The sequence below is a fragment of the Streptomyces sp. NPDC037290 genome (genome assembly GCF_055603245.1).
This window is the reverse complement of sequence record NZ_JBVJVZ010000005.1, coordinates 1-21590: the sequence shown is the minus strand read 5'-3', so window position 1 is coordinate 21590 and position 21590 is coordinate 1. Positions and strand designations below refer to the sequence as shown.

General features: G+C 69.5%; 20 protein-coding genes and 1 rRNA gene. 11 read left to right on the top strand and 10 right to left on the bottom strand.

The window, feature by feature from the left end:
- Positions 1–4 precede the first annotated feature (4 nt).
- From pstB to pstS, 4 genes are all read right to left on the bottom strand, one after another.
- Positions 5–781: a phosphate ABC transporter ATP-binding protein PstB gene (gene pstB, locus ACZ7HQ_RS18575; protein WP_470990761.1), complete on the bottom strand. Its 777-nt coding sequence runs from the start codon at positions 779–781 to the stop codon at positions 5–7.
- Between the two features lie 71 nt (positions 782–852).
- Positions 853–1914, bottom strand: coding sequence for a phosphate ABC transporter permease PstA (pstA, locus tag ACZ7HQ_RS18570; RefSeq protein ID WP_470990759.1), 1062 nt, complete (start codon positions 1912–1914; stop codon positions 853–855).
- Positions 1911–2915 (bottom strand): phosphate ABC transporter permease subunit PstC, encoded by a 1005-nt coding sequence (gene pstC / locus ACZ7HQ_RS18565; protein ID WP_470990758.1) that lies wholly within the window; start codon positions 2913–2915, stop codon positions 1911–1913. The genes pstA and pstC overlap by 4 nt, the downstream gene beginning before the upstream one ends.
- A gap of 114 nt (positions 2916–3029) precedes the next feature.
- Positions 3030–4160 carry a phosphate ABC transporter substrate-binding protein PstS gene (gene pstS, locus ACZ7HQ_RS18560; protein ID WP_470990756.1) on the bottom strand — a complete coding sequence of 377 codons (1131 nt, stop codon included), beginning with the start codon at positions 4158–4160 and terminating at the stop codon, positions 3030–3032.
- Between the two features lie 351 nt (positions 4161–4511).
- Between pstS and ACZ7HQ_RS18555 the strand changes: the two genes are divergently transcribed.
- The gene (locus tag ACZ7HQ_RS18555; protein WP_470990754.1) at positions 4512–6068 is read left to right on the top strand and encodes an FAD-binding oxidoreductase; all 1557 of its coding nucleotides are present in this window, start codon (positions 4512–4514) and stop codon (positions 6066–6068) included.
- Between the two features lie 36 nt (positions 6069–6104).
- Here ACZ7HQ_RS18555 and ACZ7HQ_RS18550 read toward each other — a convergent pair whose 3' ends face one another.
- From ACZ7HQ_RS18550 to ACZ7HQ_RS18540, 3 genes are all read right to left on the bottom strand, one after another.
- A complete protein-coding gene (locus ACZ7HQ_RS18550) occupies positions 6105–6800 on the bottom strand; it encodes a phosphatase PAP2 family protein (protein WP_470990752.1) in 696 nt (231 codons plus the stop codon).
- 183 nt (positions 6801–6983) lie between these two features.
- Positions 6984–7991: a C40 family peptidase gene (locus ACZ7HQ_RS18545; protein WP_470990750.1), complete on the bottom strand. Its 1008-nt coding sequence runs from the start codon at positions 7989–7991 to the stop codon at positions 6984–6986.
- 140 nt (positions 7992–8131) lie between these two features.
- Positions 8132–8902, bottom strand: a complete 771-nt coding sequence (locus ACZ7HQ_RS18540) for a trypsin-like serine peptidase (RefSeq protein ID WP_470990748.1) — start codon at positions 8900–8902, stop codon at positions 8132–8134.
- A gap of 192 nt (positions 8903–9094) precedes the next feature.
- Here ACZ7HQ_RS18540 and ACZ7HQ_RS18535 point away from each other — a divergent pair, with 192 nt between their 5' ends.
- Complete coding sequence (locus tag ACZ7HQ_RS18535; RefSeq protein ID WP_470990746.1) at positions 9095–9517, top strand: cupredoxin domain-containing protein; 423 nt, start codon at positions 9095–9097, stop codon at positions 9515–9517.
- Here ACZ7HQ_RS18535 and ACZ7HQ_RS18530 read toward each other — a convergent pair.
- Positions 9504–10406 (bottom strand): oxidoreductase, encoded by a 903-nt coding sequence (locus tag ACZ7HQ_RS18530; protein ID WP_470990744.1) that lies wholly within the window; start codon positions 10404–10406, stop codon positions 9504–9506. The genes ACZ7HQ_RS18535 and ACZ7HQ_RS18530 overlap by 14 nt on opposite strands.
- Before the next feature lie 99 nt (positions 10407–10505).
- On the opposite strand from ACZ7HQ_RS18530, the gene ACZ7HQ_RS18525 reads away from it, so the two are divergent.
- From ACZ7HQ_RS18525 to ACZ7HQ_RS18490, 8 genes are all read left to right on the top strand, one after another.
- Positions 10506–11117 carry a TetR/AcrR family transcriptional regulator gene (locus ACZ7HQ_RS18525; protein WP_470990742.1) on the top strand — a complete coding sequence of 204 codons (612 nt, stop codon included), beginning with the start codon at positions 10506–10508 and terminating at the stop codon, positions 11115–11117.
- A 257-nt stretch (positions 11118–11374) separates the two neighbouring features.
- Positions 11375–12736, top strand: a complete 1362-nt coding sequence (locus ACZ7HQ_RS18520; RefSeq protein WP_470990740.1) for a S53 family peptidase — start codon at positions 11375–11377, stop codon at positions 12734–12736.
- Positions 12737–13217: 481 nt separating this feature from the next.
- Positions 13218–13526 carry a hypothetical protein gene (locus ACZ7HQ_RS18515; RefSeq protein WP_014673544.1) on the top strand — a complete coding sequence of 103 codons (309 nt, stop codon included), beginning with the start codon at positions 13218–13220 and terminating at the stop codon, positions 13524–13526.
- Positions 13527–13619: 93 nt separating this feature from the next.
- Positions 13620–14441 (top strand): DUF8175 domain-containg protein, encoded by an 822-nt coding sequence (locus ACZ7HQ_RS18510; RefSeq protein WP_470990738.1) that lies wholly within the window; start codon positions 13620–13622, stop codon positions 14439–14441.
- Positions 14431–15759 (top strand): hypothetical protein, encoded by a 1329-nt coding sequence (locus ACZ7HQ_RS18505; protein WP_470990736.1) that lies wholly within the window; start codon positions 14431–14433, stop codon positions 15757–15759. Before ACZ7HQ_RS18510 ends, ACZ7HQ_RS18505 begins: the two co-directional genes overlap by 11 nt.
- Positions 15756–17315 (top strand): SCO6880 family protein, encoded by a 1560-nt coding sequence (locus ACZ7HQ_RS18500; protein ID WP_470990734.1) that lies wholly within the window; start codon positions 15756–15758, stop codon positions 17313–17315. Before ACZ7HQ_RS18505 ends, ACZ7HQ_RS18500 begins: the two co-directional genes overlap by 4 nt.
- Before the next feature lie 14 nt (positions 17316–17329).
- Complete coding sequence (locus ACZ7HQ_RS18495) at positions 17330–18742, top strand: ATP-binding protein (protein ID WP_470990732.1); 1413 nt, start codon at positions 17330–17332, stop codon at positions 18740–18742.
- Between the two features lie 22 nt (positions 18743–18764).
- The gene (locus tag ACZ7HQ_RS18490; protein ID WP_470990730.1) at positions 18765–20288 is read left to right on the top strand and encodes a type IV secretory system conjugative DNA transfer family protein; all 1524 of its coding nucleotides are present in this window, start codon (positions 18765–18767) and stop codon (positions 20286–20288) included.
- On the opposite strand, the gene ACZ7HQ_RS18485 is transcribed toward ACZ7HQ_RS18490, so the two are convergent.
- The gene (locus tag ACZ7HQ_RS18485) at positions 20285–20845 is read right to left on the bottom strand and encodes a GNAT family N-acetyltransferase (protein ID WP_470990728.1); all 561 of its coding nucleotides are present in this window, start codon (positions 20843–20845) and stop codon (positions 20285–20287) included. The two genes, ACZ7HQ_RS18490 and ACZ7HQ_RS18485, sit on opposite strands and share 4 nt — an antisense overlap.
- Positions 20846–20898: 53 nt before the next feature.
- Between ACZ7HQ_RS18485 and ACZ7HQ_RS18480 the strand changes: the two genes are divergently transcribed.
- Entirely contained in the window at positions 20899–21450 is a 552-nt protein-coding gene (locus tag ACZ7HQ_RS18480; protein WP_470990726.1) for a cysteine hydrolase family protein, read from the top strand.
- A 48-nt stretch (positions 21451–21498) separates the two neighbouring features.
- Here ACZ7HQ_RS18480 and rrf read toward each other — a convergent pair.
- Positions 21499–21590 (bottom strand): 5S ribosomal RNA (rrf, locus tag ACZ7HQ_RS18475); the annotation flags it as partial.

Sequence of the window (21590 nt, the reverse complement as noted above, 5' to 3'; positions counted from 1 at the left end):
ACGATCAGCCGAAGCGACCGGAGATGTAGTCCTCCGTCGCCTGCACCGATGGGTTGGAGAAGATCCGCTCGGTGTCGTCGATCTCGATGAGGCGGCCGGGCTGACCCACCGCCGCCAGGTTGAAGAACGCCGTACGGTCCGAGACACGCGCGGCCTGCTGCATGTTGTGCGTCACGATGACGATCGTGAAGCGCTCCTTCAGCTCACCGATCAGGTCCTCGATCGCGAGGGTGGAGATCGGGTCCAGGGCGGAGCAGGGCTCGTCCATGAGGAGCACCTTCGGCTCGACCGCGATCGCGCGGGCGATGCACAGACGCTGCTGCTGGCCACCGGACAGACCGGAGCCCGGCTTGTTCAGGCGGTCCTTGACCTCGTTCCAGAGGTTCGCGCCCTTGAGCGACTTCTCGACGACGTCGTTCAGCTCGCTCTTGCGGTACTTGCCGTTCAGGCGCAGACCCGCCGCCACGTTGTCGAAGATCGACATCGTCGGGAAGGGGTTCGGCCGCTGGAACACCATGCCGACCTCGCGGCGGACGGCCACCGGGTCGATGCCGTTGCCGTACAGGTCCTCGTCGTCCAGCAGCACCTTGCCCTCGACGCGGCCACCGGGGGTGACCTCGTGCATACGGTTCAGGGTGCGCAGGAACGTCGACTTGCCGCAGCCGGACGGGCCGATGAACGCCGTCACCGAGCGCGGCTCGACGGTCATCGATATGTCCTCGATCGCCTTGTGGGAGCCGTAGTAGGCGGTCAGTCCGCTTACGTCGATTCGCTTGGCCATGTCTACTTCACTTCCAGAATTCAAGCTCGGTCGCTGAGGGGCCCCGCCCGGCGGAGCCGGAAATAGTCGCCTTAGCGACCGGTCTTCGGGGCCTTCCAGCGGGCGATGCCGCGGGCCACGAGGTTGAGGATCATCACGAAGGCGATCAGCGTGAGGGACGCCGCCCACGCGCGGTCGTACGCCGCGTTGGCTCCCGCGCTCTGCGCGTACTGCTGGTAGATGTACAGCGGCAGCGACGCCTGCGCACCCTCGAACGGGTTGTTGTTGATGAACGGGTTGCCGAACACCAGCAGCAGCACCGGCGCGGTCTCGCCCGCGATACGGGCGATGGCCAGCATGACGCCGGTGGTGATACCGCCGATGGAGGTCGGCAGGACCACTTTCAGGATGGTCCGCCACTTCGGCACACCGAGCGCCAGCGAGGCCTCGCGCAGTTCGTTCGGGACGAGCTTGAGCATCTCCTCGGTGGAGCGGACGACGACCGGCATCATCAGGATGGCCAGGGCCAGCGAACCGGCAAAGCCGAACGGCTCCATCTTGAAGATGAGCATCAGCGACAGGATGAACAGACCCGCGACGATCGACGGGATGCCGGTCATCACGTCCACGAAGAACGTGACGGACTTGGCGAGCTTGCCCCGGCCGTACTCCACCAGGTAGATCGCGGTGAGGATGCCGATCGGCGCACCGATCACGGTGGCGAGACCGACCTGCTCCAGGCTGCCGATGATGGCGTGGTAGATGCCGCCACCGGGCTCGGAGTCGGCGACGACCCCCATGGAGTGGGTGAGGAAGTAGACGTTCAGGACCTTCACGCCGCGCGAGACGGTCACCCAGATCAGGGAGACCAGCGGGACGACGGCGAGCAGGAAGGCGACCCAGACGAAGGAGGTGGCGATCCGGTCCTTGGCCTGCCGGCGGCCCTCCACGCGGGCGGCGATGCCGTAGGTGCCGAGGACGAACAGGAGCGCGGCGATCAGACCCCACTGGATCTTGCTGCTGAGCCCGCCGATCAGGCCGATCGCCACGGCGACGACGACCGAGCCGGCGGCGATGGCCCACGGGGACCACTTCGGGAGGCTGGCGCCGCGCAGCGAGCTGGGGCGCTTGTCGGTGACGGCTGCGGTGGTCATGCGTTGGCCCCCGAGTACTCCTTGCGGCGGGCGATGATCGCGCGGGCCGCGCCGTTGACCAGCAGGGTGATGACGAACAGGACGAGACCGGAGGCGATCAGCGCGTCGCGGCCCTGCTCGGTGGCCTCACCGAACTTGCTGGCGATGTTCTGGGCGAAGGTGCCGCCGCCCGGGTTCAGCAGGCTGAGGTGGATGACGTAGTCCGGGGAGAGCACGGTGGCGACGGCCATCGTCTCGCCGAGGGCGCGGCCGAGGCCGAGCATGGACGCGGAGATCACACCGGAGCGGCCGAAGGGCAGGACGGCCATGCGGACGACCTCCCAGCGGGTGGCGCCGAGGGCCAGCGCGGCCTCCTCGTGCATCCGCGGGACCTGCCGGAACACCTCACGGCTGACGTTGGTGATGATCGGCAGGATCATGATCGCCAGCAGGATGCCGACGGTGAGCATGGCGCGGGGGGCACCCTCGTCCCAGGAGAACAGGCCGGTCCAGCCGAGGTAGTCGTTCAGCCAGCCGTACAGGCCCGTCATGTGCGGGACGAGGATGAGGGCGCCCCAGAGGCCGTACACGATGGACGGCACGGCGGCGAGCAGGTCGATCACATAGGCGATGGGACCGCTCAGCCGGCGCGGGGCGTAGTGGGTGAGGAACAGCGCGATCGCGACGGCGATCGGGACCGCGATGACCATGGCGATGATCGAGGAGACGACCGTGCCGTAGGCCAGCACCGCGATGCCGAAGCTCGGCGGGGTGAGGTTGGTGTTCCACTCGAAGGTGGTCAGGAAGTTTCCGTGGTCCTTGCTGATCGCGAGCGAGGCGCGATAGGTGAGGAAGACCGCGATGGCGGCCATGATCACCAGCAGCAGGATGCCGGAGCCCCGGGAGAGGCCGAGGAAGACGCGGTCGCCGGGGCGGGTCGCGCCGCGGGCGTTGCGCTTCTGCTCGGTCACCGTGGAGTGGGGCGTGGGGGGAGATGCGTCGGTTTTGGTCGATATTTCCATCGGGTTCTCCGGTCTGCGGAGCCGGGCACCCTCACGGGCGGCGGCTCATGGCGGCGGTGCACCGGACGGTGCGGCCCGGGCCCTGTCGGGCACGGGCCGCACTCTCGGATCAGGTCAGCTCAGGCCCTCGATGGTGGTGCGGACCTTGGCGATGATCTCGTCGGGGATCGGGGCGTAGTCGATGCTCGACAGCGCCTTCTGACCGTCCTCGCTGGCGATGTAGCGCAGGAAGGCCTTGGTGGCCGGCAGGGTGTCGGCCTTGTTGCCCTTGTCGCAGACGATCTCGTAGGTCACCAGGGTGATCGGGTAGGCGTTCTCGGCCTTGGTGGCGTAGTCCAGCTTCAGCGACAGGTCCTTGCCGGTGCCGACGACCTTGGCGGCCGCGATGTCCGCGGTGGCGCTCTCCACGGACGGCTTGACCGGGGTCTTGGCACCGGTGGCGATGGAGACGGTGGTCATGTCCTTGGCGTAGGACAGCTCGAAGTAGCCGATCGCGCCGGCGTTCTGCTTGACGCCCTGGGCCACACCGGCGGAGCCGGAGGCCGCCTGGCCGCCCTGCGCCTGCCAGGCCTTGCCGCCGGAGTACTTCCAGTTGTTCGGGGCGGTGGCGATCAGGTACTTGGTGAAGTTGTCCGTCGTACCGGAGTCCTCGGAACGGTGGAAGGCCTGGATCTTCAGGTCGGGCAGCTTCGCCGACGGGTTCAGCTTCTTGATCGCCGGGTCGTTCCAGTTCTTGATCTTGCTGTCGAAGATCTTGGCGATCGTCGGGGCGTCCAGGACCAGGTTGTCGACACCCGGGACGTTGTAACCGAGGGCGATCGGGCCGCCGACCATCGGCAGGTCGATGCCCTGGCCGCCGGAGCAGACCTTCTTGGAGGCGGTGACCTCTTCCGGCTTCAGCGCGGAGTCCGAACCGGCGAACGCGAGCTGGCCCTGGTTGAAGGAGGTGACACCGGCGCCGGAGCCGCCGCCCTTGTAGTTGATCTGCACGCCACAGGCCTGCGAGAACGCCTTGACCCACGCGTCGATCGCGTTCTTCTGCGCGGAGGAGCCGTCCGCGAGCAGCTGGCCCTTGGCGTTGTCGCACTTGGCGGAGGAAGCGTTGGCGGAGCCGGACGGGTTGCCCGAGGCCTTGCCGCCACCACCGTTGTCGTCGGAGCCGCACGCCGTCAGGGCCAGGGCACCGGTCACGGCGATCGCACCGAGCGAAAGGGCGCGCAGCCGGTTCTTGCGCTGAAGCTTCACTTTCGGGAGTTCCTTCCAGGAGCCGCCGCTGTCGGCGGCGTGCGAGGTCTTGGGATGCGCCAGCGCATGAACGACCGCGCTCCGCACCGTGCACGGCCGAAATTAGGCAGAACAGGTGAAGCCGCCGATGGCCGGAAGTGAACGAGGGGTGAACCCCTGCCGTCGGCCCGGTGAGGTCACGGAATGCTTACGGGGAGAACACATGGAGGTTCCGACGATCGGGTTACGCGCACACGTATTCGACGTTCGTTTCCCTGTGTGTGAACTGTTACGAACCGACGTGCCCACAGGGCCGTCTCACCCAAGGAAGGGCCAAGGCGGCCTGCGAAAGGGTGACAGACGACGATGGGCATGGAACGGCGTAGGTTCATCGCTGGCGGCACGGCCGCACTGGCCGCGACCGCACTGACCGGGTGCGGCTCGGGCTCGGGCAGGTCCACCACGTCGGCGACCACGGGCTCATCGTCCCTCACGGCCCTCAAGACCACCAGCGAGAACGCCGCCGCCAACTGGGCGGCCCTCGCCCGTGACCTCGACGGCACCCTGATCCGGCCCGGCGACACGGCGTGGCAGACGGCCCACCAGCTGTACAACACCCGCTTCGACGGTCTGAAACCGGCCGCGGTGGCCTATGTGGCGCACACCGACGACATCCGTACGACCCTGGCCTACGCCCACGCGCACAACATACGCATCTCCATACGCAACGGCGGCCACTCCTACGCGGGCTACTCCTCCGGCGACAACCGCCTCATCCTCGACGTCTCCCGGCTGAACCGCATCCGGGTCAGCGGCGGGCAGGCGGTGGTCGGCGCCGGCTCCAAGCTGATCGACGTCTACCGGGCGCTGGCCGCGAAGGGCGTGACCATACCCGCGGGCTCCTGCCCCACCGTCGGCGTCTCCGGCCTGGTCCTCGGCGGCGGCCACGGCGTCGTCTCCCGCGCCTACGGCCTGACCTGCGACAGCCTCACCCAGGCGACGCTCATCACCGCCGACGGCACCCAGGTGACAGCCGACGCGAACAACCACTCCGACCTCTTCTGGGCCCTGCGCGGCGCGGGCAACGGCAACTTCGGCGTCGTCACCGAACTGCACTTCAGAACGCACGCCGCGCCGCAGGCGGTGACCGCCTACATGACCTGGCCGTGGTCGAAGGCGGCCGCGGTGATCAAGGCCTGGCAGGAATGGGGGCCGTCCCAGCCCGACGAGATCTGGTCCTCCCTCCACCTGTCGAACACCCCGGGCGGCACCCCGTCGATCTCCGTGTCCTGCTTCTCCCTCGGCACCTACGGCGAACTCCAGAACGCGGTGGACCAGCTGGCGCACAAGGCCGGCGCCGACGCCCGCTCCGTGACCCTGCGCCGCCGGGGCTACGAGGAGGCGATGGAGATCTACGCCAACTGCTCCTCCTTCTCCACGGACGCCCAGTGCCACCTCCCGGGCAGCACGCCCGGCCGCTCCCCCCAGGGCCGCCTGGGCCGCGAGACCTACGCCGCCCGCTCCGACTTCTTCGACCGCTCCCTGTCCTCGGCGGGCATCCAGACCCTGCTGCGGCAGATCGGCTCGGTCCGGGGCGGCGCGGGCAGCATCGCGTTCACCGCCCTCGGCGGTGCGGTCAACCGCGTCGCGCCCACGGCGACGGCCTTCGTGCACCGCCGCTCCCGGATGCTGGCGCAGTACATCGCGTCCTGGGGAGCGGGAGCCTCCGGCGGTACGGCCCAGTCGTGGCTGACCTCGGCGCACCAGGCGATGTCCCCCTACGCCTCCGGCGCCGCGTACCAGAACTACGTGGACCCGACGCTGACGGACTGGAAGAAGGCGTACTACGGGGATGCGGCGACGCGGCTGGGCAAGGTGAAGAAGCAGTACGACCCGCAGAGGTTCTTCTCGTACGCCCAGGGGTTGTAGGACGGGGTCCGCGGGGGTGGCGCGACGCCGTACCGGCTACGCCGCCAGGTCCCGTTCCTCGGACGTGACCGCGCGACGGGCGCCCGGGACGACCGGCATCTCCCGCGCGGACCGGCGTCGCACCACCCATCCCACGCGCGGCGACCGCTCCACCGCCCGCAGCACCGGGGTCAGCAACGCCATGGCCAACGGCGACAGCAGCAGCGCGACCGCCGTGCCGAGCGCGAAGCCGCCGACGACGTCCGTCGGGTAGTGCACGCCCATGTACACCCGGCAGAAGCCCTCCAGCAGCGCGAGAGCGATCCCGGCGATGCCGAAGCGGCGGTGGGCCACGAAGAGACCGACCCCGAGCGCCATGGTGATCGTCGCGTGGTCGCTGACGAAGGAGAAGTCGGTCTTGCCGGAGACGAGGACGTCCAGGCCCTGGTGCTGCACGAAGGGGCGGGGCCTCTCCACGAACCCCCGGATGGGCACGTTCACCAGCACCGCGATGCCGGCCGCGAGCGGCGCCCACACCAGGGCGGCGACCGAGGCCGCGGCGTCCTCGCCGCCCCGCCGCCGCACGGACCACCAGCACCACAGCACCAGCAGGACCATGGCGAGCAGCAGGCCGTACTCGCCGACGAACTCCATGACCCGGTCGAACCAGTGCGGGGCTTCCTTGGCCAGGCCATTGATGTCGTAGAGCAGGTCGACGTCGGGGTTCGATCCGGATTCGGCGAGTACAGCCATGGTGCTGCGGCCCCTTCGTCGTCTGCCGGACGCACTTCGTGTGCGCCGCTCCTACCCCCGTGGTCAGGAACGCACAGCCCCCGTTAATACGTTCCACTCTCCACTGAATGATCACGCAGACGTTATCGAAGAGAGACTCATCACCGCAGCTCAGGGGGGTGGTTCACGCTGGGTCACACCATCTCAAACCGTGGTGGGGAGCGCTTTCGCGCCGGCCTCGGTGACCCGGGTCGCGCCGAAGTAGTCGCGTGCGTCGATGGGATCGAACCGGATGACGGCCCCGGTGCGCGGTGCGTCGATCATGTAGCCGCCGCCCACGTAGATGCCCACGTGGTGGATGGCCCGCGAGTCGCCGAGGTCGGTGGAGAAGAACACCAGGTCGCCCGGGAGGAGCTGGTCCCGCGAGGGGTGCGGGCCCGCGTTGTACTGGTCGTTGGCGACGCGCGGCAGGGTGATCCCGACCTTCGCGTACGCGGCCTGGGTCAGCCCCGAGCAGTCGAAGCGGCCGCCCTGCTGGGTCGTACCCTCGCCGCCCCACAGATAGGGCGTGCCGAGCTTGCTCTGCGCGAAGGCGATGGCCCCGGCGGCCTGCCGGGTGGGGTCGATCCGGCTGACCGGCGCGACGAAGCTCTGCTCCAGGCTGCGGATCCGCTTGACGTAGTTCTGCGTCTCGCTGATGGCCGGCACACCGCCCGCGTTTATGACCCGGTAGGCACCGGCGTTGTAGGCGGCGAGCATGTTGTCGGAGACGTTCCCCGGAACGTTCTTCACGTCCTTGGCGAGTTCGCAGTCGTACGAAGCGGCCGACGGAATCGCGTCGTTGGGGTCCCAGATGTCCCGCTTGCCGTCCCCGTTGCCGTCGATGCCGTGCGTGTCCCACGTGCTGGGGATGAACTGGGCGATGCCGCGCGCGTCGGCGGGGCTGACGACGGTCGGATTCCAGCCACTCTCCTGGTACAGCTGGGCGGCGAGCAGCGCCGGAGTGAGCGCCGGGCACAGATTGCCCCACTGCTGGACGAGCGACTTGTAGGCGGCCGGTACGGCGCCCTTCGCGAGCCCCCTGCTGCCCGAGGTGGCGCTCTCGAGGAGGTTCCCGGCGACGACGTACACGCCGACGACGAGCAGCATGACGAAGCTCAGCCCGCCCCCCACGAGGGCACCACCGACGACCCACGCCTTACGCACCGTCAACCGCCCCTCGCCACCGGTCAGTCCACCGCAGCAGTCTAAGAGCGGACCTGCTCCGGGACGAGAACCCCGGACCGACGCACAACACCCCCGGACGCGCTACCGCCCTGACGCGGGATCACCCACGCGCGTGCCGCCGGGGCTCAGGGAGCGCCGGCCGCGTCCCGGTACAGCCCGGCCGCCTCGCCCCCCAGCACGACGCTGTACGACACGTCATCGGTCGAACCGCCCTGTTCATGTCCGCCGAGCACCCCGACCACCTGACCGTCGCCGTTGATCCAGGGGCTGCCGCTGGTGCCGCCGGCGAAGCCGGGGCAGTCGATGCGCTGCTGGGTGCGGCTGTGCGGACTCGGCTTGTTGGTGCAGCGGATGGGCACCTCACGGGAGTCCGGGTAGCCGACGACGGTCACGCCGGTGGCGCCGGTGGCCGTCCCCGTCACGAACCGGTTCGCTCCGACGACGTCTTCGATCCGCCTGCCGTCCCTGTCCTCCACACGGACGAACGCGAGGTCGCTGTCCTCGTCCTGGTCCCTCGACCACCCGTCCGGCAGGAACCGCTCCCCCACCGCCCACACCCCGTACGGCGCCTCTCCGTCCCGGTACCCGGGGACGAAGACCAGGTCGCCGTCGACGCCGTCCACGCAGTGCGCCGCGGTGACCAGGAGGTTGCCCTGGGGGCTGTGCACGACCGAGGCCGTGCAGAAGTGGCCGCCGGCCAGCCGGCCGACCCGGTCCGCGCCGAACAGGGCCCCGACCCGCGCGCTCTGCCGCGTCGCGACGACCTCCGCGGTGACCCCGAAGGGTCCCGGCCCGTCATCGGCCGAGGCCACGGAAGCCGAGGTCAGGGCGAGCATCACCACGGCGCCCAGCAGCGTGGGACGCGAGGTGACCATGATGCGTGAGATGCGCTCCATCAGGCCCCACTCTGTCCCAGGAAAGTGAGAAACGCGCTCCGACTTCACTGAGATTTTCCTGTGAAACCTTCTGATGTGCGCGGCCGGGGCCCGCCGATGAACTCTTTCGTATATCCGGACGTACTCCCAATGGGCGCCCTTTGTTCGGAAAGGCAGCCTTTCACTCAGAAGGTTCAGAAGGTGATGAGCCGGATGGCAACCTCGACCCCCACGACCCGTACGGCACTCGGCACGGCGGCGGCCGCCTGCGCCGCCGCCCTCCTCCTGGCCGCCTGTTCAGGCGGAGGCGTCGGCGGTCACACGAGCGGCGCGAGCGGCACCCCCAAGGCCGGCGAGGGCACCCGCGTGACCGTCACCGAGACCGAGTACGCGCTGAAACTGTCCCGGTCCTCCTTCGCACCGGGCACCTACACCTTCGTCTCCGCCAACCACGGCCGGGTCACGCACGCGCTGTCGGTCGACGGCCCCGGCGTGGAGGACGCCATGACGAAGACCATCCCCAGCGGCCACGAGGCCACGCTGACGGTGACCCTGAAGAAGGGCACCTACGACGTGTACTGCCCCGTCGACGGTCACAAGCAGCTCGGCATGGACCGGCACATCAAGGTCGGCTGACCGGCCTGAGCCCCCACTCCACGCCGGTCAGCTCCTCCGACAGCGTCCACAGTCGGCGGGCCGCCTGCGGGTCGCTGGCCGCTGCGCTGCGGCCGACCAGGGTGGGGGCGCCGCGCATCTCGCCGAGGCCGGCGGGGCCGACGTAGGACGCTCCGGGCAGGTCCTGGCTGGCGGCGTAGAGAGTGGGCAGGGCGCCGGCCCTGCCGCTCTGGGCGAACACCCTGTTGCCGACGGCCATGAAGGCCCGGGCCAGGGGATTCGCGCTGTGGCTCTGCAGGTTGGTGGCCGCGTAGCCGGGGTGGGCGGCGAGGGCCCGTACGGGGGAGGCGGACTCGGCCAGACGGCGCTGGAGTTCCAGGGTGAACAGGAGGTTGGCCAGCTTGGACTGGGCGTAGGCCCGGACCGGGGTGTAGCGGCCGCGCAGGTTGACGTCGGCGAAGTGGATCGCTCCGTCGCCGAAGCGGTGGGCGCCGGAGGACACCGTCACCACGCGGTCCGTGACGTACGGCAGCAGCAGGCCGGTCAGCGCGAAGTGCCCGAGGTGGTTCGTGCCGAACTGCATCTCGAAGCCCTGCCTGGTGCGCTGCTCCGGCAGCATCATCACGCCCGCGTTGTTGATCAGCAGGTCCAGCGGGCGGTCCCAGGCGTCCGCGAACTCGCGCACCGAGTCCAGGTCGGCCAGGTCCAGGCGGCGCACCTCGGTGCTGCCGCCGACCTTCGCCGCGGCGGCCCCGCCCCGCGCGAGGTCCCGCACGGCGAACACCACGTGCGCTCCGGCCCGGGCCAGCGCCTCGGCGGTGGCGAGACCGAGGCCGCTGTTGGCGCCGGTGATCACGGCCGTACGGCCGGTCTGGTCGGGGAGGTCGGTCACGTTCCAGTCAGTAGTCATGGGAGCCAATGTAGGCATCGACAACAATGCTGTCAATGACAACAATGATGGCGGCGCCCACTATATTGACAGCGTCAACATCGAGATACGATGGTCGGCATGTCGCGCACGTCCCGGCCAGCAAGCCGCCCCTACCACCACGGAGACCTGCGCGCCGCCCTGCTCAGGAGCGCCGAGCGCACCCTGCGCGAGAAGGGGGCCGGCGCGCTCTCACTGCGCGAGCTGGCCCGGGACATCGGCGTGAGCCACGCGGCCCCCGGCCGGCACTTCAAGGACAAGCAGTCCCTGATGGACGCGCTCGCGCTGGACGGGTACGAACGGCTGAACCAGGCCCTGGGCAGTGCCGCCGGACAGCCCGGCCTCCCCTTCGAGGCGCGCATGGCCGCCCTCGCCCGGGCCTACCTCGGCTTCACCGTCGACAACCCCGAGCTGCTGGAGCTGATGTTCGCGCGCAAGCACGACCCCGACAGCTCGGCCCAGCTCGCCGCGGCCGTCGACGAGTCCCTCGGCTCCTTCACCCGGATGATCTCGGCGGCCCAGGAGCAGGGCGAGATCGTGGCCGGCGATCCCGAGCGGATCACCATGGTCGCCGCCGCGAGCCTGCACGGCCTCGCCGCCCTCATCGCCGGCTGCGCACTCGACGCCGAGGAGGCCATGAGCGGCCTGGACGAACACGTCCACCTGCTGCTGCACGGCCTCAAGCCCCGTTGAGGCGCACCGCCTTGTGTGTGCGCCCTGTGCTCCCTGTGCGCCGGGTCAAGCAGCGCCCAGCACAGCGCCAGCACACCTTCATTGACCAGTAAGCCCCCAACCGCCTTCAGTAACGCGGTAGTCAGGATTCCGAAAGCCCCTTGTTGTCGCGTACTCAACAAGCGAGGGTCGTTCGCGGGCCGCCGCCCCCACCGGTCACCCACCGGTGGACCCCCATACCCGCAGGCCTCTGTCCACCACTTCCAGGAGGCTGTACCTTGCGTACGACCACGCCCGACTTCCCCCACATACGCGGCAGACGGCGCCGCATCGGCTCGGCAGCAGCGGCCACCGCCGCACTCCTCGCCGCCGGCCTGACCACCGCGGCCCACGCCGAGGCCGTCACCACCCCCCACAAGATCAGCGCCAAGGCCGTCGCCGCCCAGGTCGCCAAGGCCCACGTCCGGTACGAGAAGGCGTGCGGCGCCACCCCGAAGAAGGGCTACGCCGCCTGCAACGCCCTGCGCGTCACCGGCGGCACCACCGCCTTCATGGAGAAGCAGGCGGCCCTGAAGGGCGTCACGCCCAAGACCGTCTCGCCGAAGGCCGCCTCCGACTCCCCGACCGGCTACGGCCCCTCCGACCTCCAGTCCGCGTACGGCCTGACCGACGCGGCCTCCTCGAACGGCTCGGGCGAGACCGTCGCGATCGTCGACGCCTACGACGACCCGAACGCGGAGTCCGACCTCGCGGCCTACCGGTCGTACTACGGCCTGCCGGACTGCACCAGCGACAACGGCTGCTTCTCCAAGGTCAGCCAGACCGGCTCGACGACCTCCCTGCCCGCCGCCGACAGCGGCTGGGCCGGTGAGGAGTCCCTCGACCTGGACATGGTCAGCGCGGTCTGCCCGAACTGCAACATCCTCCTCGTCGAGGCCAAGTCGGCGAGCGACGCCAACCTGGGCACCGCGGTGAACGAGGCCGTCAAGCTGGGCGCCAGGTTCGTCTCCAACAGCTACGGCGGCTCGGAGTCCTCCTCCGACACCACCTACGACTCCTCGTACTACAAGCACCCGGGCGTCGCCATCACCGCGAGCGCGGGCGACGAGGGCTACGGCGCCGAGTACCCGGCCGCCTCCAGGTACGTGACCGCCGTCGGCGGCACCGCCCTCAAGACGTCCTCCACCAGCCGCGGCTGGACGGAGTCCGTCTGGAACACCTCCAGCACCGAGGGCACCGGCTCCGGCTGCTCCGGCTACGACGCCAAGCCCAGCTGGCAGACCGACTCCGGCTGCTCCAAGCGCATGATCGCCGACGTGTCCGCGGTGGCCGACCCCGCCACCGGCGTCTCCGTCTACGACACCTACGGCTCCGACGGCACCGGCTGGAACACCTACGGCGGCACCAGCGCCTCCTCGCCGATCATCGCCTCGGTCTACGCCCTCGCCGGCACCCCCGGCAGCAGCGACTACCCGGCCCGGTACCCGTACGCCGCGGCCGGCACCTCCGCCCTCAACGACGTGACCAGCGGCAGCAACGGCAGCTGCTCGACGTCGTACTTCTGCACCGCCAGGTCCGGCTACGACGGCCCGACCGGCTGGGGCACCCCCGAGGGCACGGGCGCCTTCGGCGCGAGCTGAGCACCGCCTGAACCACCCCGTCGGGTCACGGGGAGCCGCCAGGTGAGGGGGACGTGGGGTCCCCTCGGCGGCGCGGAGCGGAAGACGGGCCACGGCAACCAGCCGCGGCCCGTTCTTCCCTGTCCGGCTCTCTTGGCAGGCTTGGTGCCGTACGCCGAGCAGCACACCACGCACGTCGAAGGCTCTCGCTCCCCCGCCCGTGAGAACATCATCTCGACGCCTCACCCGACCGGCCGTCAGAAACCGGACCAGGTCGTAAAGGAGGACAACGACCGAACCACACGACAGGTTCCGGTCGCACCTCGTTGCCCGGCGTGACCTGCCGTGATACACAGAGTGACCGTACTCGCCATTCGTACGAAACCCGCCAGTCAATGACGTCAAGTCGACATACGTTGGCGACGTTGTCGGCGACAATGAGGCCTGACCTCTGCACACCGCAGGGGGCCAGCGGAACTACCCACCAGGGGCGGTGACTTACATGCTGTTCGCGGCCGACAAGGGAGACATCAACACCATCATCGGCGGGATCGCTCCGGACTGGGGCCCCTTCGGCAGCCTGGGCAACGAGGCCAAGGTGATGATCGAGGTGGTCATGGCCGTGGCCATCCTCCTGTGCCTGGGCATCGCGGTCTGGGGCGCGGCGAAGCAGCGCATCGGCGCGACGGCCCTCCGCGACACCTTCAGCGCCGAGCAGGGCAAGGGCCTCATCATCGCCGGCCTGACCGGGGTCTTCATCATCGGCTCCCTCGGCACCCTGTTCACGATCGTGTACGGCATGGCGGTCTGACGCGTCCCTGATGTCGAGTCACCACACCGCGCCCGCGCGGGAACCAGCACGGCTACCGTCGTATCTCTACGAGGTGGAGAGGGCGTACGCGGCATGAACCCCGGAGACGAACAGGCCTACGGCGACACCGGCCACACCCGTACCCGCCTCCCCGACACCGACCCCTACGGCGGCGCCCCCCGCCGCACCCCCCACCGCTCCTCCTCCCGAAGCCTGGTCACGGTGGTCGGCGTAGTGGCCCTCCTGATCGCAGCAATCGCTTTCGCCAACAGGGGGGGTGGTTCGTCTGCCAACAACACGACAACAAAGGGCTCCCCACCCAGCACCGCCCCTACGGCCCCCACGGGCACCCGCCCGGTGGACACAAAGACCAGCGGCATCCCCTCGGGCTTCGCCCATACGGAGCAGGGGGCGGAGAGTGCGGCGGCGAATTATGCGACCGTCCTGGGCTCTGACGGCATGTTCAATACCGTCCGACGGCACGAAATCGTGCAGGCCATCGCTGATCCCAGCAGTCTGAGCAGCCTGCAGTCCGGATTCGATGCTGACTACTCCGCAGCCTTCCTGAAGAAGGTCGGGCTCAACAACGACGGCAGCGCTCCCAAGGGCAACACATTCGTGAACCGGACCCTGCCGGCCGGCACCAAGGTCACATCGCTCAGCACCAACGCGGCCACGGTCGAGGTTTGGTGCAACGGCCTCTTCGGCCTCGCCGGCGCCAGTTCGACCAATCCGGTGACCAGCAGCTGGTTCACCGTGACCATGACGCTGAACTGGAGCAGCGGGGACTGGAAGGTCGTGGCATCCACCCAGAAGACCGGCCCCACTCCTGTCACCGGTGACAACCCTGTGTCCGGAGCCGACGAGATCAGCAAGGCGGTCCAGGAGTTCGGAGGCTTCACCTATGCCCGGTAGCCGACACACAGCGCTCAAGCTCACCGGCCTAGTGGCCGCGCTCCAAACCGCCGTCGTGCTCCTCTCCACGAGCGCAGTCGCAGCTCCTGGACCAAGCCCCTCAAAGAGCAGCGACCCCTGTTCTCTGATCGCCGGGCCCGCCAAAAAGTACTGCCAGAACGACAGCGGCGGCTCCAACAAAGGCCTCACCGGGCCCCAGAACCCCCTCACCGACACCCTCGACCCCCTCTCCTCCCTGGCCAAGGGATGTGCGAACGCTGCGTCCTGGACCATCGGCAAGCTCAGTGACGCCGTGAAGGAGACCGCCAACGTCGACTTCACCAACCCCAAGTTCCTGCAGCAGTACGCCATCGTCTTCGCCGCGTCCACGATCCTCACCCTCCTCCTCTGGCTGCTGGCCGTCGCCAAGCGAGCCGTGCGCGGCGTGCCGCTGACCACCGCGATCTCGGAAGCCGTCGGATTCCTGTGGCTGACCGTCCTCGCCTCCGCCTTCACCCCCCTGATCCTGTACACGGTCGTGTCGGCCACGGACGGCGTCACGGACGTCCTCGCCAAGGCCACCGGCGACCAGGCCGACACGTTCTTCGGCACCTTCTCCGGCGCCCTCGGCAAGGGCACCGACATCGGCGGCGGCCCCATCATGCTGATCGTCGTCTCCCTGGTCAGCATCCTCGCCGCCGGCGTCCTGTGGCTGGAGCTGGTCATCAGGGCCGCACTCCTCTACGTCGGCGCCCTCCTCGGCACCGTCGTCTACGCGGGCCTCGTCGACAAGAACCTGTGGGGCCACGTACGCCGCTGGGCCGGAATCATGATCGCCGTGATCCTCGTCAAGCCCGTCATCGTGATAGTGCTCGGCCTCGCCGGGGCCCTGTCCAGCGGCAACGGCCCCGACGCCTTCTCCGCCGTCGTCTCCGGCCTCGCCATCATCCTGCTCGCCATCTTCGCCAGCGCGATGATCTACCGCTTCGTCCCCGGCTTCGGCGACGACATCGCGAACGGCCGCAACAACCGCATCATGCAGGGCGCCGAGAGCAAGGCCGCCGCCGTCATCAGCTCGCCCGCCACCCTCGTCGCCCAGGGCATCAAGACCCACAGCACCCGTGCCGACAACAACGGAGCCGGCGCGGGACAGTCCAGCAGCGCCCCCCGCCCGGCCAACCCCGCCACCGGCGGAGTCGCCGCCCACAGCAGCCGTACCCCCACCGGGGGCGGCGGATCCGTCCCCTCCGCCACGCCCGCGCCCCGCGCGCCCAGCCCGGTCAACACCCCGCACGCAGGCAACACCCGCAACAACCGCACGGGAGGTGAAGGGCGTTGACGACCGAGTCCCATCTGTCCCATCCGGTCACGCCCCGCCGTACATATCTGATCGGCCGCGCCCGGCCGAACGCGATCGTCGGCCGGAACCGCGAGTCCGGCGAGATCGCGCTGATCATCGTCGGCGCGTTCCTCGGCATGATGTGCGGCCTTCTCGTCCCGGTCCTGTCCCTCAGGATCGTGCTGCTCACGGGCTTCCCGCTGCTCGCGCTCGCCGCGGTCTACGTGCCCTACAAGCGCCGCACCTTCTACAAGTGGTTCGAGATCAACCGCAGCTTCAAGCGGACCGCCAAGGGCGGCAACGCCGTCTACCGGTCCGGCGCCATGGAGGCGGGCACCGCCCTCGACGGGCAGGAGGTCGAGGTCGGCCCGCCGCCCGGCATCGGCCGCATCACCTGGCTCGCCGCCCCCTTCGGGCCCGACGAGATCGCCGTGCTCCTGCACGCCGACCGCAAGACGGTCACCGCCGCCATCGAGATCGAGGGCCCGGGCGTCGGCCTGCGCGACTCCGAGGACCAGGAGGCCCTGGTCGACCGGTTCGGCACCCTGCTCAAGCACGTCGCCAACGGCGACGGGTTCGTGACCCGGCTGCAGATGCTCGCCCGCACCCTGCCCGCCGACCCCGACGCGCACGCCAAGGACGTCGCCCTGCGCGGCGACAGCCGCTCCCCCGACTGGCTCCAGCAGTCCTACGACCAGCTGCAGTCCATGGTGTCCACGAGCAGCGAGCAGCACCGCGCCTATCTCGTCGCCTGTATGCACTACAACCGCGAACTGGCCGCCGAGGCCCAGGCCATGGCCCGCGCCGTCCGCGGCCACACCGGCAAGGTCGACCGGGACGCCGGCCTCGCCGTCGTCATGGCCCGCGAGCTGACCGACATCTGCTCGCGCCTGCAGGAGGCCGACATCCGGGTACGGCAGCCGCTGGGACAAGGACGGCTGGCGTCCCTCATCCACTCCATGTACGACCCGGACCACCCCATCGACCACATCCAGGCCATGACCCAGCGCAACGCCTGGCCGGCCGAGCTGGACGCCACCGAGCCCACCTTCCTCCAGGCCAAGACCCGCGAGTCCAACACCCGCGCCCCCTGGTGCCACGCCACCGCCTGGGTGAAGGAGTGGCCGATGACCCCGGTGGGCGTCAACTTCCTGGCGCCCCTCCTCGTCCACACCCCCGACGTCATCCGAACGGTCGCCGTCACGATGGATCTCGAACCCACCGAGGTAGCCATCGAACGCATGCTGACCGAGAAGACCAACGACGAGGCCGAGGCCTCCCGCGCCGCCAAGATGAACCGGACGGTGGACCCGCGGGACGTCGCCGCCCACAACCGCCTCGACCAGAGAGGCGAAGACCTGGCCAGCGGTGCCGCCGGCGTCAACCTCGTCGGCTACATCACCGTCTCCGCCCGCTCCCCGGAGGCCCTCAACCGCGACAAGCGGACCATAAGGGCCTCCGCCGGAAAGTCGTACCTGAAGCTGGAGTGGTGCGACCGCGAGCACCACCGCGCCTTCGTGAACACACTTCCCTTCGCCACCGGCATCCGCAGGTAGGGGCTGATTCGCCGATGCGGGATCCGCTGTCCGTCCTCACCGACGCCTTCACCTCCTTCCTCTTCGGGAAGGTCGAGACGACCCGGCTGCCGGTACGCACCTCCACGGGCCAGGCCCAGGCGGTCTACCTGCCGACGGCCGCACCCGGCCTCGGTGACTCCGGCGTCATCATCGGCCGCGAGGTGTACTCCGGCAAGGGCTACATCTACGACCCCTTCCAGCTGTACGGCCAGCAGCTCCCGGCCCCGCACTGGCTCGTCCTCGGCGAGTCCGGGAACGGCAAGTCGGCCCTGGAGAAGACGTACGTCCTGCGCCAGCTGCGCTTCAAGGACCGCCAGGTCGTCGTCCTGGACGCCCAGGGCGAGGACGGCGTGGGCGAGTGGAACCTCATCGCCGAGGAGCTGGGGATAACACCCATCCGGCTCGACCCGACGGCCGCCCTGAACCACGGGATCCGGCTCAACCCCCTGGACCCGGCGATCACCACCACCGGGCAGCTCGCGCTGCTCCGGACGATCATCGAGGTCGCGATGGGTCACGGCCTCGACGAACGCTCCGGCTTCGCCCTCAAGGTCGCCCACTCCTACGTCAACGAGTCGATCGTCGCCCGCCAGCCGGTCCTCTCCGACATCGTCGAGCAGCTACGGCACCCCGAACCGGAGTCGGCCGAGGCGATGAACGTCGCCATAGACGACGTACGCGCCTGGGGCCTGGACGTCGCCCTGGTCCTGGACCGTCTGGTCGACGGTGACCTGCGCGGCATGTTCGACGGCCCCACGACGGTGGGGATCGACCTCGACGCGCCCCTGATCGTCTTCGACCTGTCCCACATCGACCGCAACTCCATCGCCATGCCGATCCTCATGGCGATCGTCGGCGTGTGGCTGGAGCACACCTGGATCCGCCCCGACCGGAAGAAGCGCATCTTCCTGGTCGAGGAGGCCTGGCACATCATCAACAGCCCGTTCGTCGCCCAGCTGTTCCAGCGCCTGCTGAAGTTCGGCCGCCGGCTGGGCCTCTCGTTCGTCGCGGTCGTCCACCATCTGTCCGACGTGGTGGACGGAGCGGCGGCCAAGGAGGCGGCGGCGATCCTGAAGATGGCCTCGACCAGGACGATCTACGCCCAGAAGGCCGACGAGGCACGGGCCACCGGCCGGGTGCTGGGTTTGCCGAGGTGGGCGGTGGAAATCATCCCGACACTGACGCCCGGCATCGCCGTATGGGACGTCAACGGCAACGTCCAGGTGGTCAAACACCTGATCACGGAGACGGAACGCCCGCTGGTCTTCACCGACCGCGCGATGACCGAGTCCTCCAGCGACCTGGCGGCCGACGAGGCCCTGCGCGCCGCCGAGCTGGAGGCCGAGCAGCGGGCGGCGGCCTTCGTGGAACAGCACCTCGGCGACTCCGAATCGACGGTGGCGTAGGGGCACAGGCAGGGGAGGAACGGTGAGACCGGACGCTCGCGACCGCCGCGAGGACCGCCGGGACGGCCAGGGCGGCATCCCCGACGGCCTCCTGATCGGCATACTCGCGTTCCTCCTCGGCATGACCGTGCTGGTGTGGACGGCCACCGGCCTCGCGGCCCTCTTCGCCAAGGGCGCCTGGCCCGAGGGCGTCACCTTCACCCGCACCCCCCTGGCCATGCGCCACCTCATCGGCCGGCCCCACGACATCACCGGCGCCTGGCCCGACACCCCCGCCTCCCACCTGTCCGGCTGGGGACTGTTCTGGGGCCTGTTCATAGCTCAGTTGATGGTCCTGTTCGTCCTCACCATGTTCGTATTGGGAACGGTGGCGAGATGGCGGGCAGGAAGGGCCAGACGACGGGCCGAGAACAAAGTGGCGCCGGAGGCCGCAACGGCGGCGTCAGCGGGAGCGGCACCCCAGGTCACCGCGCCCACCCCTGCCCCGGTACGTGTGAGCCCGCCCGCACCTCAGCACGAGGTACCCGCGCCTCAGCACGGCGTGCCCGCGCCCCGCAGCGAGCCCGACCCCGCCCCTCAGGGGCCGGGCGCCCCGCCGGCCGACGACGAACGAGTGGGCAAGTGGGAGAAGGTCCTCACAGCACCGAGGGAAAGCCGCCAGACGACCGCGGCCCAGGCCATCCAGGACGCTCCGGGCCCCGCCCTCGTCGTCACCTCGAACCCCACCCTCTGGTCGGAGACGAAGGACGCCCGAGCCAAACTGGGCCCCACCCTCCTCTACGACCCCACCCACCTGTGCGACACCCCGGCCCGCCTCCACTGGTCCCCCGTCTCCGGCTGCGAGGACAGGCAAACGGCCCTGCAGAGGGCAACCGCGCTCCTCACTCCCGTACAGCCCACCGCCAAGATCGACCAGACGGTGGCCGAGACGGCAACGACCCTCCTGCGCAGCTACCTCCACGCGGCGGCCCTGGAGAACCGCACCATCCGCCATGTCCACCGCTGGTCCCAGGGCACCCAGGTCCAGGAGGCCGTACGCACCCTCCGCACCCACGCCAAGGCCGCTCCCGGCGCCGCGGGCGAACTCGAGGCAGCGCTCACCGCCCATCCCGAACGCCGCGACATCGCCCAGGAGTTGACCAGCCGCGCCCTGTCGGCCCTGTTCACGGTCAACGTCCGCGAGGCCTGCAGTCCAAACCGAACTGATGCGCTCGCCTTGGATTCCTTCGTCCACGAAGGGGGCACGCTTTATGTGGTAGGCGAATCCATCGAGGACCCCAGGACCAACCCGGGTGCCATGCCCCTCCTGACGGCCCTCGTCTCGAGCGTGGTCGAGCGCGGCCGGCGCATGGCCGAACGGTCATCCTCCGGTCGGCTCGACCCACCACTCACCCTGGTCCTGGACGACATCGCCGCCGTGGCCCCGCTCCCCCAGCTCCCCGACCTGCTCGCGACCGGCAACGAGCAGGGCCTGCCGACCCTCGCCCTGCTCCGCTCCCGCGAACAGGCCCGCTCCCGCTGGCCACACCGGGAACTGCCGGTCTAGGACGGCCACTCCCGCACGAACTCCAGCTCGTTCCGCGTCGCGTCCTTCACGAACGGCACGACCACGCCACTCGGCACGAACCCCGCCTTGCGGTACGCGGCCTGGGCCCGCGAGTTGTCCTCGTGCACCAACAGCCGCACCCGCTCCGCGCCCCGCGACCGCGCCCATTCCACGCCCACGTCGAACAGGGTCTTGATCAGCCCGGTCCCCCGGTGCTCGGGCCTGACGTACACGCCGACCACATGCCCCTGCCGGCGATCGACGGCATACCCGGCCCAGTCCGTCGTCCCTGCCTCCTCCATGAGCACGGTGACCGTGCCCGCCCAGACACCGTCGGCCGCCTCGGCGATGAACTGCCGGGCCGCCGTGGACCCCTCACCCGAGCCGACCGCCCGGTCCTGCCAGAAGGCGTCCGCCCGGCCCGCGGCCTCCTCGTACGACTCCAGGAAGGCGAGGTGAGCGACCGGGTCCCGCAGCGCGTCCAACCGCAGCTGCCTCACCTCGGCCCACTCCCCAGGGCGTATGGCCCGAACGACGTAGTCATAGCTGGTACTCATGGGGTCACCGTAGTGCCCCACACGCCCGGAGGCATCCACATATTGTGGACGCCATGACAACTCTGTCCCAACGACCGAACACCGCCGTCCTCGTCATCGACGTGCAGAACGGCGTGGTGGTGCCGGGTTCCCCACACCGCGACGACGTCATCGCCAACATCAACATTCTGATCGACAGGGCTCGTACGGCGGACGTGCCGGTGGTCTGGATCCAGCACCAGGACGAGGATCTGGTGCCGGGCACGGAGGCCTGGGAGTACGTCCCCGAACTGAAGCGACTCGCCACGGAGCCCCTGATCGACAAGAGCTACGGGGACTCCTTCGAGGACACCGACCTTGAATCCGTACTGTCCGAGCGCGGGGTGGGCCGGCTCCTCGTCACGGGCGCCCAGACCGACTTCTGCATCCGCTCGACCCTGCACGGCGCCCTGGCGCGGGGTTACGACGCGACGCTCGTCGCCGACGCGCACACCACACAGGACCTCACCGAGTACGGCGCGCCAGCCCCCGAGAAGGTGATCGCCCACACCAATCTCTACTGGAGCGGCCAGCGCGCACCCGGTCGTCGGGGCGGAACGGTGAAAACGGCCGACGTGAACTTCTGAAAACGCAGAAAGGCCCACGCCATCCGGCGTGGGCCTTTCTCAAAAATTGTTCGGCGGTGTCCTACTCTCCCACAGGGTCCCCCCTGCAGTACCATCGGCGCTGTGAGGCTTAGCTTCCGGGTTCGGAATGTAACCGGGCG

What these genes read in the sequence shown, in the direction of transcription:
- ACZ7HQ_RS18505 (WP_470990736.1), top strand. Translation starts at nt 14,431, where the DNA reads ATGCCCGGTAGCCGACACACAGCGCTCAAGCTCACCGGCCTAGTGGCC.
- ACZ7HQ_RS18550 (WP_470990752.1), bottom strand. Translation starts at nt 6,800, where the DNA reads ATGGCTGTACTCGCCGAATCCGGATCGAACCCCGACGTCGACCTGCTC.
- pstB (WP_470990761.1), bottom strand. Translation starts at nt 781, where the DNA reads ATGGCCAAGCGAATCGACGTAAGCGGACTGACCGCCTACTACGGCTCC.
- ACZ7HQ_RS18495 (WP_470990732.1), top strand. Translation starts at nt 17,330, where the DNA reads ATGCGGGATCCGCTGTCCGTCCTCACCGACGCCTTCACCTCCTTCCTC.
- ACZ7HQ_RS18555 (WP_470990754.1), top strand. Translation starts at nt 4,512, where the DNA reads ATGGAACGGCGTAGGTTCATCGCTGGCGGCACGGCCGCACTGGCCGCG.
- pstC (WP_470990758.1), bottom strand. Translation starts at nt 2,915, where the DNA reads ATGGAAATATCGACCAAAACCGACGCATCTCCCCCCACGCCCCACTCC.
- ACZ7HQ_RS18515 (WP_014673544.1), top strand. Translation starts at nt 13,218, where the DNA reads ATGCTGTTCGCGGCCGACAAGGGAGACATCAACACCATCATCGGCGGG.
- pstA (WP_470990759.1), bottom strand. Translation starts at nt 1,914, where the DNA reads ATGACCACCGCAGCCGTCACCGACAAGCGCCCCAGCTCGCTGCGCGGC.
- ACZ7HQ_RS18540 (WP_470990748.1), bottom strand. Translation starts at nt 8,902, where the DNA reads ATGGAGCGCATCTCACGCATCATGGTCACCTCGCGTCCCACGCTGCTG.
- ACZ7HQ_RS18535 (WP_470990746.1), top strand. Translation starts at nt 9,095, where the DNA reads ATGGCAACCTCGACCCCCACGACCCGTACGGCACTCGGCACGGCGGCG.
- ACZ7HQ_RS18525 (WP_470990742.1), top strand. Translation starts at nt 10,506, where the DNA reads ATGTCGCGCACGTCCCGGCCAGCAAGCCGCCCCTACCACCACGGAGAC.
- ACZ7HQ_RS18510 (WP_470990738.1), top strand. Translation starts at nt 13,620, where the DNA reads ATGAACCCCGGAGACGAACAGGCCTACGGCGACACCGGCCACACCCGT.
- ACZ7HQ_RS18530 (WP_470990744.1), bottom strand. Translation starts at nt 10,406, where the DNA reads ATGACTACTGACTGGAACGTGACCGACCTCCCCGACCAGACCGGCCGT.
- ACZ7HQ_RS18480 (WP_470990726.1), top strand. Translation starts at nt 20,899, where the DNA reads ATGACAACTCTGTCCCAACGACCGAACACCGCCGTCCTCGTCATCGAC.
- ACZ7HQ_RS18485 (WP_470990728.1), bottom strand. Translation starts at nt 20,845, where the DNA reads ATGAGTACCAGCTATGACTACGTCGTTCGGGCCATACGCCCTGGGGAG.